This window comes from Agromyces cucurbitae, from assembly GCF_058349945.1.
The window spans coordinates 635,454-651,344 of the sequence record NZ_JBYRES010000001.1 but is presented as its reverse complement, the minus strand read 5'-3'; the positions used below and the strand labels follow the sequence as shown (position 1 = coordinate 651,344).

16 protein-coding genes are annotated in these 15,891 nt (G+C 71.6%); 9 read left to right on the top strand and 7 right to left on the bottom strand.

Features of this window, described 5'->3' with window-relative positions; translation table 11 throughout:
- The first annotated feature begins 13 nt into the window (after positions 1–13).
- A complete protein-coding gene (locus tag AC3RJ6_RS03170) occupies positions 14–976 on the top strand; it encodes a cation diffusion facilitator family transporter (protein WP_491425421.1) in 963 nt (320 codons plus the stop codon).
- A gap of 139 nt (positions 977–1,115) precedes the next feature.
- Here the strand turns inward: AC3RJ6_RS03170 and AC3RJ6_RS03165 are convergent, their stop codons facing one another.
- Positions 1,116–1,901, bottom strand: a complete 786-nt coding sequence (locus tag AC3RJ6_RS03165) for an SDR family NAD(P)-dependent oxidoreductase (protein ID WP_491425420.1) — start codon at positions 1,899–1,901, stop codon at positions 1,116–1,118.
- A 114-nt stretch (positions 1,902–2,015) separates the two neighbouring features.
- On the opposite strand from AC3RJ6_RS03165, the gene AC3RJ6_RS03160 reads away from it, so the two are divergent.
- Positions 2,016–2,690 carry a TetR family transcriptional regulator gene (locus AC3RJ6_RS03160; protein ID WP_491425419.1) on the top strand — a complete coding sequence of 225 codons (675 nt, stop codon included), beginning with the start codon at positions 2,016–2,018 and terminating at the stop codon, positions 2,688–2,690.
- An 81-nt stretch (positions 2,691–2,771) separates the two neighbouring features.
- Here AC3RJ6_RS03160 and AC3RJ6_RS03155 read toward each other — a convergent pair whose 3' ends face one another.
- Positions 2,772–3,662, bottom strand: a complete 891-nt coding sequence (locus tag AC3RJ6_RS03155) for a winged helix-turn-helix transcriptional regulator (RefSeq protein ID WP_491425418.1) — start codon at positions 3,660–3,662, stop codon at positions 2,772–2,774.
- Positions 3,663–3,764: 102 nt separating this feature from the next.
- Between AC3RJ6_RS03155 and AC3RJ6_RS03150 the strand changes: the two genes are divergently transcribed.
- Positions 3,765–5,060 carry an MFS transporter gene (locus AC3RJ6_RS03150; RefSeq protein ID WP_491425417.1) on the top strand — a complete coding sequence of 432 codons (1,296 nt, stop codon included), beginning with the start codon at positions 3,765–3,767 and terminating at the stop codon, positions 5,058–5,060.
- Here the strand turns inward: AC3RJ6_RS03150 and tadA are convergent.
- Entirely contained in the window at positions 4,979–5,461 is a 483-nt protein-coding gene (gene tadA, locus AC3RJ6_RS03145; RefSeq protein WP_491425416.1) for a tRNA adenosine(34) deaminase TadA, read from the bottom strand. The genes AC3RJ6_RS03150 and tadA overlap by 82 nt on opposite strands.
- 81 nt (positions 5,462–5,542) lie before the next feature.
- Between tadA and upp the strand changes: the two genes are divergently transcribed.
- Both upp and AC3RJ6_RS03135 read left to right on the top strand, forming a co-directional pair.
- On the top strand, positions 5,543–6,175 hold the full coding sequence (gene upp, locus AC3RJ6_RS03140; protein WP_491425415.1) for a uracil phosphoribosyltransferase: 633 nt from the start codon (positions 5,543–5,545) through the stop codon (positions 6,173–6,175).
- A 506-nt stretch (positions 6,176–6,681) separates the two neighbouring features.
- The gene (locus tag AC3RJ6_RS03135) at positions 6,682–7,494 is read left to right on the top strand and encodes a winged helix-turn-helix domain-containing protein (RefSeq protein ID WP_491425414.1); all 813 of its coding nucleotides are present in this window, start codon (positions 6,682–6,684) and stop codon (positions 7,492–7,494) included.
- 133 nt (positions 7,495–7,627) lie between these two features.
- On the opposite strand, the gene AC3RJ6_RS03130 is transcribed toward AC3RJ6_RS03135, so the two are convergent.
- Entirely contained in the window at positions 7,628–9,268 is a 1,641-nt protein-coding gene (locus AC3RJ6_RS03130) for a SulP family inorganic anion transporter (protein WP_491425413.1), read from the bottom strand.
- Positions 9,265–9,642, bottom strand: a complete 378-nt coding sequence (locus AC3RJ6_RS03125; protein WP_491425412.1) for an ArsR/SmtB family transcription factor — start codon at positions 9,640–9,642, stop codon at positions 9,265–9,267. The genes AC3RJ6_RS03130 and AC3RJ6_RS03125 overlap by 4 nt, the downstream gene beginning before the upstream one ends.
- 286 nt (positions 9,643–9,928) lie before the next feature.
- Between AC3RJ6_RS03125 and AC3RJ6_RS03120 the strand changes: the two genes are divergently transcribed.
- The 4 genes from AC3RJ6_RS03120 (at position 9,929) to AC3RJ6_RS03105 (ending at position 14,751) form a co-directional block, all read left to right on the top strand.
- Positions 9,929–10,396 (top strand): MarR family winged helix-turn-helix transcriptional regulator, encoded by a 468-nt coding sequence (locus AC3RJ6_RS03120; protein ID WP_491425411.1) that lies wholly within the window; start codon positions 9,929–9,931, stop codon positions 10,394–10,396.
- Positions 10,397–10,486: 90 nt separating this feature from the next.
- On the top strand, positions 10,487–11,935 hold the full coding sequence (locus AC3RJ6_RS03115; protein ID WP_491425410.1) for an SLC13 family permease: 1,449 nt from the start codon (positions 10,487–10,489) through the stop codon (positions 11,933–11,935).
- Between the two features lie 86 nt (positions 11,936–12,021).
- Positions 12,022–13,377 (top strand): M20/M25/M40 family metallo-hydrolase, encoded by a 1,356-nt coding sequence (locus AC3RJ6_RS03110; RefSeq protein ID WP_491425409.1) that lies wholly within the window; start codon positions 12,022–12,024, stop codon positions 13,375–13,377.
- A 30-nt stretch (positions 13,378–13,407) separates the two neighbouring features.
- Positions 13,408–14,751 (top strand): APC family permease, encoded by a 1,344-nt coding sequence (locus AC3RJ6_RS03105; RefSeq protein ID WP_491425408.1) that lies wholly within the window; start codon positions 13,408–13,410, stop codon positions 14,749–14,751.
- A 333-nt stretch (positions 14,752–15,084) separates the two neighbouring features.
- On the opposite strand, the gene AC3RJ6_RS03100 is transcribed toward AC3RJ6_RS03105, so the two are convergent.
- Positions 15,085–15,399 carry a GNAT family N-acetyltransferase gene (locus AC3RJ6_RS03100; RefSeq protein ID WP_491425407.1) on the bottom strand — a complete coding sequence of 105 codons (315 nt, stop codon included), beginning with the start codon at positions 15,397–15,399 and terminating at the stop codon, positions 15,085–15,087.
- On the bottom strand, positions 15,396–15,863 hold the full coding sequence (locus tag AC3RJ6_RS03095; protein WP_491425406.1) for an Hsp20/alpha crystallin family protein: 468 nt from the start codon (positions 15,861–15,863) through the stop codon (positions 15,396–15,398). Before AC3RJ6_RS03095 ends, AC3RJ6_RS03100 begins: the two co-directional genes overlap by 4 nt.
- Between the last annotated feature and the right edge of the window lie 28 nt (positions 15,864–15,891).

Here is a 15,891-nt window from a genome sequence, read left to right as displayed (position 1 = left end):
TAGGATTGACGCCATGAGTGCATCCGGCGGTACCAAAGCCATTATCGCGGCCTTCCTCGCGAACCTCGGCATCGCGATCACGAAGCTCATCGCGTGGGCGGTGTCGGGCTCGGCCTCGATGCTCGCCGAGGCGGTGCACTCGCTCGCCGACTCGGGCAACCAGGTGCTGCTCATCTTCGGCGGCCGCAAGGCGCGCAAGGCGGCCGACAAGGAGCACCCCTTCGGCTACGGGCGCGAGCGCTACGTCTACGCGTTCATCGTGTCGATCATCCTGTTCTCGGTCGGCGGCGTGTTCTCGATCTACGAGGGCGTCGACAAGCTGCAGCACCCGCACGAGCTCGAGAACATCTGGGTGCCGATCGCCGTGCTCGTCATCGCGATCGTGCTCGAGTCGTTCTCGCTGCGCACCGCGGTCAAGGAGTCGAACCACGTGCGCGGCCGTCAGAGCTGGGTGCAGTTCGTGCGGCGCGCGAAGGCGCCCGAGCTGCCCGTCGTGCTGCTCGAGGACGTCGCGGCCCTCATCGGCCTCGTGTTCGCCCTCTTCGGCGTCGGCCTCACCGCGATCACGCACAACCCCGTGTTCGACGCGATCGGCACGCTCATGATCGGCACGCTGCTCGTCGTGGTCGCGATCGTGCTCGGCATCGAGACGAAGTCGCTCCTCGTGGGCGAGGGCGCGGGCGACGACGACGTGCAGAAGATCGAGCAGGCGATCCTCGCGGGGCCCGAGGCCGAGCGCATCATCCACATGAAGACCCTGTACCTCGGACCCGACGAGCTGCTCGTCGCCGCGAAGCTCGGCTTCCCCTCCGACCAGAAGCTGCTCGAGGTGGCCGCCGCCACGAACGTCATCGAGCAGCGCATCCGGCACGCCGTGCCCGCCGCCCGGGTGATCTACATCGAGCCCGACGTGTACGTCGACCCGAACCAGACGGCGCCGCCGACCGACGCGATCGTCATCAAGGGCCTCGAGTAGTCCCCTCCGCCGGTTGAGGAGCGAGCGACGAAGGAGCACGCGTCTCGAAACCCCGTGACCGGGTCCCTGAAAGCGGCTCACCGGGTTTCGAGACGCGTCGCCGCTCCGTGTCGGCGCTCCTCGACCAGCGGTCGGCGGCTCAGAAGTGGGTGCCGCCGTCGATGCGCACCTCGGTGCCCGTGATGAACCGGCCGTCGTCGCTCGCGAGCATCGCGACGACCGAGGCGACCGTCTCGGGGCCGGCGAAGCCCTGCCCGAGGGCGGGCTGCAGCTTCATGAAGAGCATCATGTCGGCGTCGTCGGGCAGGCCGGGGCCCTGGCTCTGCTTCGACTCGCCCGAGCCGTCGGTCATGCCCGACGAGATCGAGCCGGGCTGCACCGCCGTGAAGCGGATGCCCTGCTTCGCGTACTCGGCCGCGAGCGCGTGCGTCATCGACTGCACGCCGCCCTTGCTCGCCGCGTAGGCCGCCATGTACGGGTGCGCGAACATCGCCGAGGTCGAGCTGAAGTTGACGACGGCCGCACCCTCGCCCTCGAGCAGCGCGGGGATCGCCTCGCGGATCACGAGGAAGGTGCCCGTGAGGTTCACGCGGACGACCTGCTCGAACGCGTCGAGCGTGGTCTCGTGCGTGTGCGACGAGCGCAGGATGCCGGCGGCGTTGACGAGCGCGTCGAGGCCGCCGAGCCAGGCCACGGCGTCGGCGACGCCGGCCGTGACCGAGGCCTCGTCGGCGATGTTCATCGTCACGGTGTGCAGGCGCTCGGCGGCGTCGCCCGCCTTCGCCACGGTGTCGGCGAGGCCCGCGGCGCTGACGTCGGCGGCGACGACGCGGCCGCCCTCGGCGAGCATGCGCAGCACGGTGGCCTGGCCGATGCCCGATCCTCCGCCGGTGACGAGTGCGCGGCGACCTTCATAGCGGTTCATGTTCCGACCTTTCGAGAGTCCGTTACGGTTTGCTACACGTTACGCCCGTATGGCACGACGTGCCACTCTGTCAAACAGCGACCGGGCGCGAAGTATTTCGCGTACGCTTCGAGCGTGGACCGCACCGCACCCGTCACCCCGGCTCCGGCATCAGCGCCGGCGCCCTCGCTGACCGCTCGGCGCAAGGCGGCGACGCAGCTCGAGATCGCCCGGGCGGCGGCCGTGCTCTTCACCGAGCACGGCGCCGACCAGGTCACCGCGGAGACGATCGCCGCGAGCGCCGGCGTCTCGCTGCGCACCTTCTACCGCTACTTCCGCACGAAGGAGGACGCCGTCGCGCCGCTCCTGGCGGGCGGCGCCGACGTCTGGCAGCAGGCGCTCGCCGCGACGACGGGCGACCCGATCGCCGCCATCCCCGCCGTGATCGAGGCGCAGCTGACCCCGCACGACGCCCTCGGGCGCGAGGGCCTCCGCTGGACGCGGGGCCTGCTGCGTGCGGCGGTCGACGACCCCGCCCTGCTCGCCGTGTGGCATCGCGTGAACCACGACTCCGAGGCACGGCTGCAGCGCATCATCGCCGAGCTCGCCGGTGACGACGCCGACCCGTTCGAGGTGCGCCTCGCGGCGACGGCCGCGACCGACGCGGTGCGCGTCGGCCTCGAGGCGTGGGCCGCCGCCGGCGACGGCCCCGACACCGGGCCCGGCTCGCCCGCCGACCTCGCGGTGCGCGCGTTCGTGCGGCTCTCGCGCGGCATCGCGCTCGCGCCCGGTCCCTCCACGGTCGAGTAGCGAGCGACGAAGGAGCACGCGCATCGCGACCGGCGACCGGGTCTCGACGACCTCACCGGGTCTCGATGCGCTCCTGCGTCACTACCCGGCCACCGGGGATTCGGCGGCGAGCTCGCGCACGAGCGCGAGCACGTCGTCGACCGACTGCGCCGGGTCGAGCACGGGCGCCTGCACGTGCCGCACCGTGCCGGCCGGGTCGACGAGCAGGGTGACGCGCTTCAGCCGGTCGGCGCCGCCCGCCCGGAAGACGGGCAGTCGCAGCGCCGAGGCGGCCAGGCCGTCCTGGTCGGAGGCGAGCAGGTAGGGCAGGTCGGCGTGCGCGGCGAAGGCGGCCTGCTGCTCGGGATGCTGCGTGCTCACGCCGAGCACCCGGGCGCCGGCCTCGGCGAGGGCGCGGTGCCGCCGCCCGTAGGTGACGCACTCGAGCGTGCAGCCCGCCGTGCCCGGCACCTCGCCCCAGCGCGGCGGGTAACCGTGGGTTCCGGGCGCATACGCACCGGGGAAGAAGAAGAGCGCCGTCCACCGGTCGGGGTCGACGAGGCCCACGGTCGAACCGTCGTGCGCCGTGAGCGAGACGTCGGGCACGCGCGTGCCCTCGAGCGCACGCGCCCGGGCGAGGTCGCCGTCGCCGAGGGCGCCGCTCAGCGTGCCGTCGCCCATGACGAACCGCGTGCCCCACTCCTGCAGCGCGAGCAGCACCGGCAGCAGCCCCTCGCCGCTCGCGGTGAGCCGGTAGTCGTGACGCGGCGGCCGCGATGAGTACGGCACCCTCTCGAGCACGCCGTGCTCGACGAGCGCGCCCAGCCGCTCGGTCAGCGCCCGGCGCGAGAGCCCGAGCTCGCGGGCGAAACCCTCGAAGCGGGTGACCCCGGCGGCGGCCTCACGAACGATGAGCAGGCTCTGCCAGTCGCCGACGACGCCGAGCGACTGCGCGATGCCGCACGTGCTGTCGGTCAGGTCCTCGCGGCGCATGGCGTCCATTCTCCCCCGTCGCGAGCGGGACGCGCCCGGCTCGCGAGGTCGTGTAAGTTCCAATATGGAACTTACACGATTCGTCCGACGAGGAGATGGCCGATGGCCACGAGCGCACGCCCGTTCTGGATCTACTGGACCGCGAGCACGACGAGCGGCGTCGGCACCGCGGTCACCGCCGTCGCGCTGCCGCTCACGGCCGTGACCGTGCTCGACGCCGGCCCCGTCGAGACGGGCCTGCTCGCCGCGTCGTCGTACCTCGCCTGGGTGGTGCTCGGCCTGCCCGCGGGCGCGATCGTGCACCGGCTGCCGCTCCGCGCCACGCAGGTGGTCGCCGACCTCGTGCGCGCCGCGGCGATCATCGCGATTCCGCTCGTCTGGTGGCTCGGCGAGCTCTCGCTCGCGCTCCTCGTCGTCGCGGCGCTCGCGGTCAACGTGGCCGAGGTGTTCTACTTCACCGCGAACACGACCTTCCTGCCCTCCGTCGTGCCGAAGCACGAGCTCACGAGCCGCAACAGCCTCGTCTCGGGCACGCAGGCCGCGACCCAGCTCGGCGGGCCATCGCTCGCGGGCCTGCTCGTGCAGGCGGTCGGCGCGGTGCCGACCCTGCTCGTCGACGTCGCCTCGTACCTCGCCTCGGCACTACTGCTGAGCCGCCTCCCCGAGCGGCGCGAGCCCGCCCCGGCCGACGGCGCTCGGGCCGGTATGCGCGCGATGATCGCCGAGGGCTGGCGATTCGTGGTGCGGCACCCCGTCATGGCGCCGGCCACCTGGTGGGCCTGCGTCATCAACCTCGTGTGCGGCGTGCAGGCCGGTCTCTTCGCGGTCTACCTCGTCCGCGACCTCGATGCGCCGCCGGCCATGGTCGGCGTGCTGCTCGCCGCCGACGGGGTCGGCTCGCTGCTCGCCGCCGCCGCGACCCCGTGGCTCGTGCGCCGATTCGGGTCGGCGAGGGTGCTGCTGGTCGACGGACTCGTCGGCTTCGCCGGGGCCGCGATCATCCCCCTCGGCGCCGGGGCCGTCGGCTGGCTGTGCTTCGCGATCGGCACGCTCGTGTTCGGCGCGTCGGTCGTGCCCGGCAGCGTCGTGACCCGCACCTACCGGCAGGTGGCGAGCCCGCCCGAGCTGCTCTCGCGCGTCATGGCCACGGTGCGCTTCGTCTCGTGGAGCATGATCCCGGTCGGCGCCGTCGCAGCGGGCCTGCTCGCCGCGCAGGCCGGCAGCCGCGCCGTGCTGCTCGGCTCGGCGTTCCTGCTGCTCGCCGGCCCGGTCATCCTGTGGTTCAGTCCCGTTCGCCGGCTGCGCGACCTCGACGACTACGACGCGGGACGGCGCAGCGGGTCCTCGAAGAACTCGAGCAGCAGCGCGGCGGATGCCTCGGCATCGACGCCCGCGTAGACCTCGACCCGATGGTTGAGGCGCCGGTCGCGCAGCACGTCGTAGAGCGAGCCGGCAGCGCCCGCCTTCTCGTCCCACGCACCGAAGACCACGGTCGGCACCCGGGCGGCGAGGATCGCCCCCGCGCACATGACGCACGGTTCGAGCGTGACGACGAGCGTGCAGCCCTCGAGCCGCCAGTCGCCCGTCGCCGCGGCGGCACGGCGCAGCGCGAGCACCTCGGCGTGCGCGGTGGGGTCGCCGTGCAGCTCTCGTTCGTTGCGGCCGGATGCGACGACCCGGCCGTCACGGTCGACGACGACCGCGCCCACCGGGACGTCGCGGGTCGCGGGCGCCTGCACGGCCTCCTCGAGGGCGAGCCTCATCCACTCGCGATGGATCGCCGGACCCGGAGCATCCATGCCGCCCTCCCCTCACCGAACCACCCGAACAGCCTGAGAATCCCGAACGCAACGGGACCCCCGCAATCTAGAATCGAGCCTATGCGAGTCCACGTTGCCGACCACCCGCTCATCACCCACAAACTGACGGTGCTCCGCGACGAGAACACGCCGTCGCCGGTGTTCCGCTCGCTCGTCGAAGAGCTCATGACCCTGCTCGCGTACGAGGGCACGCGCGGCGTGCGCGTCGAGCCGGTCGACATCGTCACCCCGGTCGCGCCGACCACGGGCGTGCGCATCGCCGACCCGAAGCCGCTCATCGTGCCGATCCTGCGCGCGGGGCTCGGCATGCTCGAGGGCATGGTCAAGCTGCTGCCGAGCGCCGAGGTCGGCTTCCTCGGCATGGCGCGCGACGAAGAGACGCTGCAGCCGACGACCTACGCCGAGCGCCTGCCCGACGACCTCTCCGACCGGCAGTGCTTCGTGCTCGACCCGATGCTCGCGACGGGCGGCTCGCTCAGCGCGGCGATCGAGTTCCTGCTCGCGCGCGGTGCGACCGACGTCACCGCGATCTGCATCCTCGCGACGCCCGAGGGCCTCGAGGCCGTCGAGAAGGCGCTGCACGGCCGCGAGGTCTCGCTCGTGCTCGGCGCGATCGACGAGCGCCTCAACGAGCACGGCTTCATCGTGCCGGGCCTCGGCGATGCGGGCGACCGCCTCTACGGCACGGTATAAGCACGCTGCTCCGCGCGCTCGTTCGCAGGATCTGCGAGCGACGCCACGCCGTGCGGCAGTACCGATGACGAAGATTTCTGAAATTCGCCCTTCGTCGCAGATTCTTCTACGCGAGGCATCCGGCGGTCTGAATCCTCCGGATGCCTCGCGCTGACGCGCACCCGCTGCGACGTCACACCCCGTCATCCGAGGGTCACGAATTGACACACGCTCGACTCTCGGATTTACTCGCACCCATGACTGACAGCGCACGCACCCTGACCACCCGCGAGGTGAACAGGATTGCCGACATCATGATGTCGGCGCGCGCGCCCATGTGTTGTCGAATGTGCCGCTGACCGCGACTCGACCGCCGAGTTCCGCAGCCGACCCGCATCCCGGTCGGCACGGACTCCACTGAACCCACCGGCTCTCGGGGGTTCGCCAGGCCGTATCGGCCGATCGTCTCCGACCCCAGGACCGGGGTCGTTCGCTGCACCGCTTTTCGACTTCACAAGGACCCCGTCATGTCGCTCGCACTCGCCACCGCTCCCGCCGTCACCACTGCCCCGGCCGTTCGCCCGGTGCAGGCCCGCACGGCCCCCTCGCTCTCGGCCGCCCCGTCGGCCGCGCCGCTCCGCTCGCTCTCGACGGCCGTCGCCGCCGAGGCCGCCGCGGTGCCCGCCCGCCCCACCGCTGCGGCTCCGGCCGCTCCCCGTGTCCGCGCCGTGCCCGAGGGCACCGAGGCCCGCGGCTTCGTGCTCTACGTCGGCATCGACGAGGCGAAGGCCGCCGAAGACGGCACCACGCTGCACCGCATCGTCGAGGCGCTGCGCGCGCTGACCGCCGAGGTCGCCCCCTCGTCGGAGACCTACGCCGCCGTGGCGCTGGCCCCCGAGGGCGCCGGCGGCCGTGATGTCGACGTCGTGCGCCTCGCCCTGCAGGACCCGGCCGCGCTCGCGAAGCAGCGCGAGGGCAAGGGCACCCGCAACGACGCCGACCGCCACCCGAACGGCGTCATCATCGACATCTCGCGCAAGCGGGTCCTCCTCGACGGCGAGGCCGCCGGCCTCACCTACAAGGAGTTCGAGCTGCTGCAGTACCTCGTGCTGCGCGAGGGCCGCACGATCGACCGCCACGAGCTCATCGAGAACCTGTGGAACGCCGACGACGAGGCGCCGAGCGAGCGCACGATCGACGTGCACGTGCGCCGCCTGCGCTCGAAGCTCGCCCACTACCAGGACATCGTGCGCACCGTGCGCGGCGTCGGCTACCGCTTCGACCGCCACGCCGACGTCTCGATCCGCCAGGCCTCGACGCCGTCGCCCGACCTCTACTGAGTGCCCTGGCGCGCGCCCCGCGGCGCACGGCGCACGCCTCGCGTGCTGCGCCACTTCGATGCCGGTTGCGCCAGTTGAAGCGGCGCGCAGGGCACTCGAGTGGCGCAGGCGGCGGGGAGGCCGCCGCGCGAGGCTAGCCCGCCGCCCGGGCGACGTGACTGCGGGCGTGCGCGACCGCGAGGCCGAGGTCGTCGAACAGGTGGTTCTGGTGCCGCAGTGACGACACGACGCCGACGCGGGTCGCGACGCCGAGGTGGTCGGCCCGGATGCCCTTCACGAGCACCGTGACCCCCCGGCGCTCGAGGGCCGTGATGAGCTCGGTGATCACCTGGGCGCCGGTCGCGTCGAGCAGCTGCAGCTGCGACATCCGGATGATGACCACCTCGATGTCGCGGATGTCGCCCACCCGCTCGAGCATGCGCTCGGCGGCGCCGAAGAAGAGCGCCCCCTCGAGCCGGAACAGGGCGATGCGCTCGTCACCCGGCTCGGCGGGCGGCGGCAGCTCCTCGCGGTGCACGCCGCTCGACCGCGACAGCGCGCGCAGCGCGAAGAACGCGGCGACCGCGATGCCGATGAGCACGGCGTAGATGAGGTCGAAGCTCACGGTGATCACTGCGGTGACGACGAACACGGCCGCGTCCGACCGGGTCGAGCCGAGCACCGTGCGCACGGTCGCGAACGAGATCATGCGCGTCGCCGTGACCATGAGCACGCCCGCGAGCGCCGCGAGCGGGATGACGGCGACGACCGTCCCGCCCACGAGCACGATGACGAGCAGCAGCAGGGCGTGCACGACGGCCGCGAGCCGCGTGCGCCCGCCCGAGCGCACGTTGACGGCCGTGCGGGCGATCGCGCCCGTCGCGGGCATGCCGCCGAAGAGGCCGGCCGCGACCGAGGCGAGGCCCTGCCCCACGAGCTCGCGGTCGGCGTCGTACGGCCCGGTGTCCGAGATCGACGCGGCCACGCGCGCCGACAGCAGCGACTCGATGGCCGCGAGCGCCGCGACCGTGAGCGCGGCGCCAGCGAGTCCCGTCGCCGTCGCCCAGTCGGCGCTCGGCACGGTCGGCGCCGGCAGCCCCACCGGCAGCTCCCCGATCGTGGCGACGGGCGCCTGCACGAGCACCGCGACGACGCTCACGACGATGATCGCGATGATCGACCCGGGCAGCTTGGGGTGCAGCCGCGGCGCGACGAGCATGATCGCGGCGACGACCGCCACGATGCCGATCGACCACGCGGCATCCGGCCATTCGACGGCGGCGAGCGCCCGCACGGCCGCGACCGCCGCGTTCGTGCTGTCGCCGGGCGCGGTGCCGAGCGCGGCCGGCACCTGCTGCAGGAAGATGATGATCGCGATGCCGAGCGTGAAGCCCTCGATGACGGGCCACGGGATGTAGGTGACCGCACGGCCGAGGCGCAGCACCCCGGCCGCGACGACCACCACCCCCGCCATCACGCCGACGAGGGCGAGCACCCCCGCACCGTGCGCGGCGACGATCGGCGCGAGCACGACGACCATCGCCCCCGTGGGGCCCGACACCTGCACGTTCGACCCGCCGAAGACCGCCGCGACGACGCCCGCGACGATCGCCGTGACGAGGCCCGCCTCGGCGCCGGCGCCCGAGCTCACGCCGAACGCGAGCGCGAGCGGCAGGGCGACGATGCCGACGGTGACGCCCGCGACGAGGTCGCCCCGCCACGTGCGCCGGAGGTCGCGGTAGTCGGCCCTGCTCGGCAGCAGCGCGGCCGCGGAGCGCCCGAACCTCGTGATCACGGGTGCACGACCTCGGCGGGCGGGATCTCGGGCAGGCCCGCGCGCTCGACGAGCTGCCGCTCGGTCGTCTGCAGGATCTCGCCGAGGAGTGCCCGCGCGACGCGCAGCAGGTCGGCGACCTGCGGGTAGGCGAGCCGGTAGAACACCTGGTTGCCGCGGCGCTCGGCGACGACGAGCAGGTTGCGCTTGAGCACGGCGAGGTGCTGCGAGAGGTGCGACGCCTCGAGGCCGGTGGCGTCGAGCAGCTCCGAGACGGATGCCTCGGGGCTCGCTGAGAGCACTTCGAGCACCCGCACGCGCAGGGGGTGCGCGAGCCCCTTGAAGAGGTTCGCCTTCACTTCGTAGAGCGGCCGGTGGGCGTCGGGGTGCGGCACGTCGCGTCCTTCACTTGATGGATTGATGAATCCATCATGCGCCCGGATCGGTGCTCGGGAAAAATCACAGAACGATAACTAGCGCCCGTTATCGATCCGTTATATATTCGGAAGTGCGCCGGCTGTTTGCTGTGGCGGACGGCGCGGAATGTGATTGCAGGACACTCTTGGTGCAAGGGAGAGGGCCGGTCGTCAGCCTCTACGACCGGCCCTCGACCGTTCCCGCCTGCGACACCTGCCGACGTTCCCTATTGTTGGATGGGTCAATCCGACGAAGGGAGCCCGCATGGCGGACCGTGCGATCACCGTCGCCGCCTGGGAGTCGCTCTTCCGCGCGCAGGTGACGATCATGCGAGCACTCGCGGCCGAGTTCCCGAGCGACGTCATCTCGCTCAACGAGTACGACGTGCTCTTCAACATCTCGCGCGCGCCCGGCCGGCGACTGCGCCTCAAAGACCTGAACCGCAGCGTGCTCATCACGCAGCCGAGCGTGAGCCGCCTCGTCGACCGGCTGACCGCACGCGGCTACGTGACGAAGGCGCCCGATCCGGCCGACGGGCGCGGCACGATCGTCGGCATCACCGAAGCGGGCTTCGCGCTCTTCCGCCGCGTGGCGATCTCGCACATGGACGCGATCAACCGCCAGTTCGGCGACACCCTCTCGGAGGACGAGCTCCGCACGCTCATCGAGCTGTGCACGAGGCTGCGCGCCGACCCGCTGCACGGCGACGGCGTGCGCACCGACGAGGCGTAGGGCCGAACTCCCGAACTCGGGTCTAGACGCGAAGGCGCTCCGGGCAATAACCTCAGCCTCAGGTTGAGGGCTCGGCTTGGGGAGGCCGCAATGGAGTACGCGCTCGTCATTCTGCAGGCTTGCGTCGTCATCGGCGCGATCGTGCTCGGCGTCAGGACCGGCGGCCTCGGCCTCGGCCTCTGGGGCGTCGTCGGCACGGTCATCCTGGTGTTCGTCTTCCAGCTGCCACCGGGTTCGATCCCGGTCGACGCCTTCTTCATCATCATCGCGGTGATCACGGCGTCGTCGGCGATGCAGGCGGCCGGCGGCATCGACTACCTCGTCGCGATCGCGTCGAAGATCATCCAGGCGAACCCGAAGCGGCTCACGTACGTGGCGCCGCTCGTGGCCTTCGTGTTCACGGTGCTCTCGGGCACCTCGAACATCTTCTTCGCGCTGATCCCGGTGATCTACGAGACGGCGTACCGCAACGGCCAGCGACCCGAGCGCGCGCTGGCGTCGTCGACGGTCACGTCGGGCCTCGGCATCACGGCGAGCCCCGTCTCGGCGGCGATGGCCGCGTACCTCGTGCTCATGGACGGCACCGGGTACGGGCTGCCGCAGATCCTGCTCATCACGATCCCCGCGGCGATCGTCGCGTGCATCGCGACCTCGATCGTGCAGCAGCGGGTCGGCAAGGACCTGCTCGACGACCCGGTGTTCCTGAAGCGCGTCGAGGAGGGCACCGTCGAGGTCCCCGAGGCGCTGAAGGCGCGCTACGCGGCGAAGGTGGGCGCCGGCAGCGGCGGCACGACGGCCACCGCCGTGAAGACGGGCGGTTCGGATGCCGCGGCCGATGCGGCCGCGCCGTCGAAGCCCGTCCGCATCGAGCACCCGGTGCCGCCGGGCGGCGCGATCTCGGCGTGGATCTTCGTCGCCGGCACGATGCTGATCGTGCTGCTCGGCCTGTTCCCGAGCCTCCGGCCCGCGTTCCCCGACGAGGAGGGCGAGCTCGTGCCGATCGGCATGTCGACGGTCATCGAGATGATCATGTTCACGGTCGCCCTCGTCATCATCCTCGTGCGCAAGGTCAAGCCGTCTGCCGTCGTCGAGCAGCCGCTGCTCAAGGCCGGCTTCGTCGCAGCGGTCGCCCTGTTCGGCATCGCCTGGATGGCCGACACGTTCATCTCGGCGAACGAGGAGACCATCATCGAGCCGCTCGGCGCGATGATCGAGGCGAACCCGCTGCTGCTCGCGGTCGCGCTCTTCGTCGTCTGCGGTCTCACGACGAGCCAGTCGGCGACGACGAACACGATGATCCCGATCGCGCTGGCCGCAGGACTCGCGCCCGGCATCATCACGGCGATGTGGCCGTCGCTCATCGGCGTCTGGCTGTTCCCGGCCAACGGCTCGCAGATCGCCGCGGTCGAGACCGACCTCACCGGATCGACGAAGCTCACCCAGGTGCCGGTCTGGCATTCGTTCACGATCCCGATGCTCGTGTCGTGGGTCGCCGTCGTCGGCGCCGGCCTGCTCATCCAGCTCGTCGTCCCGGCCTGAGCCGTCGTCGAACGGAGCGGGCGCCCGCCCGCTCCGTTCGACACACCCCCGGACTTCCGCCAGAAGCATCCAGCGAAGGAGAGACCATGCCAGACACCGATGACCTGAAGCGCGCGGCCGCCGACCTCATGCCCGAGGTGATCGAACGGCTCGAGCACCTCGTGCGCATCCCGTCGGTCGCCTTCCCGGGCTTCGACCCCGAGCCGGTGCACCGCATGGGCGAGGCCGTGGTCGAGCTCTTCGAGGCGGCCGGCGCCGAGGGGGTGCGCCTCGTCGACGTGCCCGGGGGCTACCCGTGCGTCTACGCCGACCTGCCGGGGCCCGAGGGCTCGCCGACGGTGCTGCTCTACGCGCACTACGACGTGCAGCCCGCGCCCGAGAGCCAGGGCTGGTCGAGCACGCCGTTCGAGCCGGTCACCAAGGACGACGGCCGCATCTACGGCCGCGGCGCCGCCGACGACAAGTCGGGCCTCGTCATCCACTACGGAACCCTGAAGCTCATCGGCCCCGACCGACCGTGCCGCATCAAGATCCTCGTCGAGGGCGAGGAGGAGACGATCTCGCACCTCGAGGCGTTCGTCGAGGCGAATCCCGAGCTGTTCGCGGCCGACGCCTACGTCATCGGCGACATCGGCCCCCAGCAGGTGGGCCGCCCGGGCCTCACGACCGCGCTCCGCGGCGACGTCGCGTGCACCGTCACGGTGCGCACGCTCGCGAACCCCGTGCACTCGGGCATGTTCGGCGGCGCGGCGCCCGACGCGATGACGGCGATGATCCGCATCCTCGACACCCTCCACGACGAGCACGGCGACACCGTCATCCCGGGCGTCGACAGCTCGAGCTGGGCCGGCGCCGACATGGACGAGGACGTCTACCGCGAGGGCTCGGCGATCCTGCCGGGCGTCGACTTCCTGGGCACGGGCTCGCTCTCCGACCGCATCTGGGCGAAGCCGTCGGTCACCGTGCTCGGCATGGACCTGCCGAACACGGTCGAGGCCTCCAACGTGCTGCTCCCGTCGGTCACCGCGAAGCTGTCGATGCGCATCGTGCCGGGCTCCGACGGCGACGCGCAGCTCGAGGCGCTCATGTCGCACCTGCGGTCGCAGCGCCCGTGGAACTGCGAGGTCGAGGTCGAGAAGGTGAAGGTGGGTCACGCCTTCGCGGTGGATGCCTCGAACCCGGCGATCGTCGCCGCCGAGGACGCCCTCGCCGAGGCCTACGGCGCGCCCGTCGAGAACATCGGCAGCGGGGCGTCGATCCCGCTCGTGGCATCGCTGCAGAAGGTCTCCCCCGGGTCGGCGATCATCCTCTGGGGCGCCGAGGACACGGCGCAGTCGCGCATCCACGCGTCCGACGAGTCGGTCGACCCCGGCGAGATCGAGCGCATGATCGCGGCGCAGACCCTGTTCATCCGAGGCGTCGCGGCGTCGGCGCAGTCCTGACCGACGAGCGATCGAGAGGGTGAGGCGCCCGTGAGCGCGGAACAGCCGCCGACGGCCCGGCCGAATGCCGGCGGATCGGCCGCGCCCGAGCCGGAGAAGCGCATGACCGTGCTGCAGGCGACGTTCATCGGTGTCGGCTCGATGGTCGGCGCGGGCATCTTCGCCCTGCTCGGCGCGGCGGGCGCGGTGGCGGGCTCGGCGGTGTGGGTGTCGTTCCTCATCGCCGGAATCATCGCGGCGCTGCAGGGCTACTCGTTCGCGAAGCTCGGTGCGAAGTACCCGTCGGGCGGCGGCATCCTCACCTACCTCTCGAAGGGGTTCGGCGAGGGGCACCTCACGGGCATCGGGTCGTGGCTGTTCTTCACGGCCGGCTCGATCGTCGTCGCGATGATCGCCTCGTCGTTCGGCGGGTACGCGAGCTCGGTCGTGGCGGGCGGCGACGCCGGCTGGGCGAAGGTGCTCGGCGTGCTGCTCATCGTCGTCATGTCCTGCCTCAACGCCGTCGGCTCCCAGGTCGTCGCCCGCGTGCAGTCGGTGATCGTCGTCGTCGTGCTCGCGATCCTCGTGGTGTTCGCCGCGGTCACGATCGCGAACTGGGACCTCGCCCTCCTCGACCCGGCAGGGTACCCGGGGGTGCAGCAGATCATCTCGAGCGTCGCACTGACCTTCTTCGCGTTCCTCGGATTCGGTGTCATCACGTTCACGGCGAAGGACCTGCCGAACCCGTCGCGCCAACTGCCGAAGGCGATCTACTTCGCCCTCGCGATCGCGACGACGATCTACGTCGCGGTCTCGCTCGGCGTCTTCGGCACGCTCACGGCCGAGCAGGTCGTCGAGTACGGCACGACGGCCCTCGCGGAGGCCGCGAAGCCGACGCTGGGCGAAGCCGGTTACGTGCTCATGGTCATCACGGCGCTGTTCTCGACGACCGGCGCCGTGAACGCCGGCCTGTACCCGTCGATCGGCATGACCCAGCACCTCGCGTCGGTCGGGCAGTTCCCGCCCGTGTTCGGCCGGTCGTTCGCCCGGTTCCCGTTCGGGCTCATCGTCATGGCGGTGCTCGCGACCGTGCTCGTCGTCGGCTTCGACCTCAACAAGATCGCGTCGATCGGCAGCGCGGTCGCGCTGCTCGTCTTCTCGGCGGTGTCGGTCGCGCACTTCCGCATCTCCCGCGAGACGGGCGCGAGCCTCGTCGTGCTCGTGATCGGGCTCATCGCGACGCTCGGCACGTTCGTCGTCTTCTGCACGACGACGCTGGTCGCCGAGCCGGCGACCGCGATCGCCCTGGTCGCGATCATCGTGCTCGCGATCGTCATCGACTTCGCATGGAAGTCGGCCGCGCGGCGTCGGGCGAAGGCCGGAACGACGCAGTGACGGCCCGACGGTCGCCCGGCCGCTGGGCAGCGCCCGCGGATGCTCCGAGGGCATGACGATGGGGTGGGAACCCTACCTCCCACCCCATCGCGGCCTCGCGAAGAGACCATCCCGCCGAGCGACCCGAACTGAGCTCGGCGAGCCTGACCCGAGCGATCGATAGGGACATATCCGATCGCTCGGCCGTCACGGTGCAACGAGCCGGTCCGGTCGGGTCTGGACTCGGGTTGTGCTCGAATCGTAACCGCCCGTGAGAGCGCTCCGCACCGCCCCGAACGGGGGGATTTCGGCGGTACGCCCAGAAGGGGACGAACGGCTTTCGAACGGCCCCGTTCAGGGCCGGTCGACGAACGCCTCGTAGCCCTCGTGGTCGCGAAGGTACGCCGCGATGAAGGGGCACTCGGCCACGATCCGGTCGCCCCTGGCGACGGCGTCGTCGAGCACGTGCTTCGCCAGCCGGCTGCCGAGGCCCCGCCCCTCGAACTCGGGCTTGATCACGGTGTGCGTGAAGACGATCGCCCCGGGCTGCAGCCGGAACTGGGCGAATCCCGCCCGCTCGCCGTCGACCAGCAGCTGGTACCGCTGCCGGTCGTCGAGCCGCACGATCTCGACGGGAGCGGGCGGCTCGGCCGCGAGCGCCTCGCTCATCGCTCGATCGGCTCGACGCGGTCGGCCTCGTCGGCCCCGTCGACGATCGGCGCCGCCGCTGCGGCATCCCCGTGCTCGACCGCGATCTTGCGCGGCTTCGCCTTCTCACTCACGGGGATGGTGACGCTCAGCACGCCGTTCGTGTAGCCCGCGGAGATGCGGTCGGTGTCGACGCCCTGGCCGAGGTTGAGCTGGCGCAGGAACGAGGCGGCCTCCCGTTCGCGCGTGATCCACTTCACGCCGTCGCCCGTCGTGAGGGTGCGCTCGGCGCGGATGGTGAGCAGCTGTCCGTCGACGTCGATGTCGACCGAGCCCGGGTCGATCCCCGGCAGGTCGGCCGTCAGCACGTAGTGGTCGCCGTCGCGGTAGAGGTCCATCGGCATCCTGCGCGGGCCGCGCCGGGTGTCGAAGAGGGCGGACGCGACTCGGTCGAGGTCGCGGAACGGGTCGTAGGCGGTGGCCATCATTCCTCCTGGTCGATGACATTGAGTC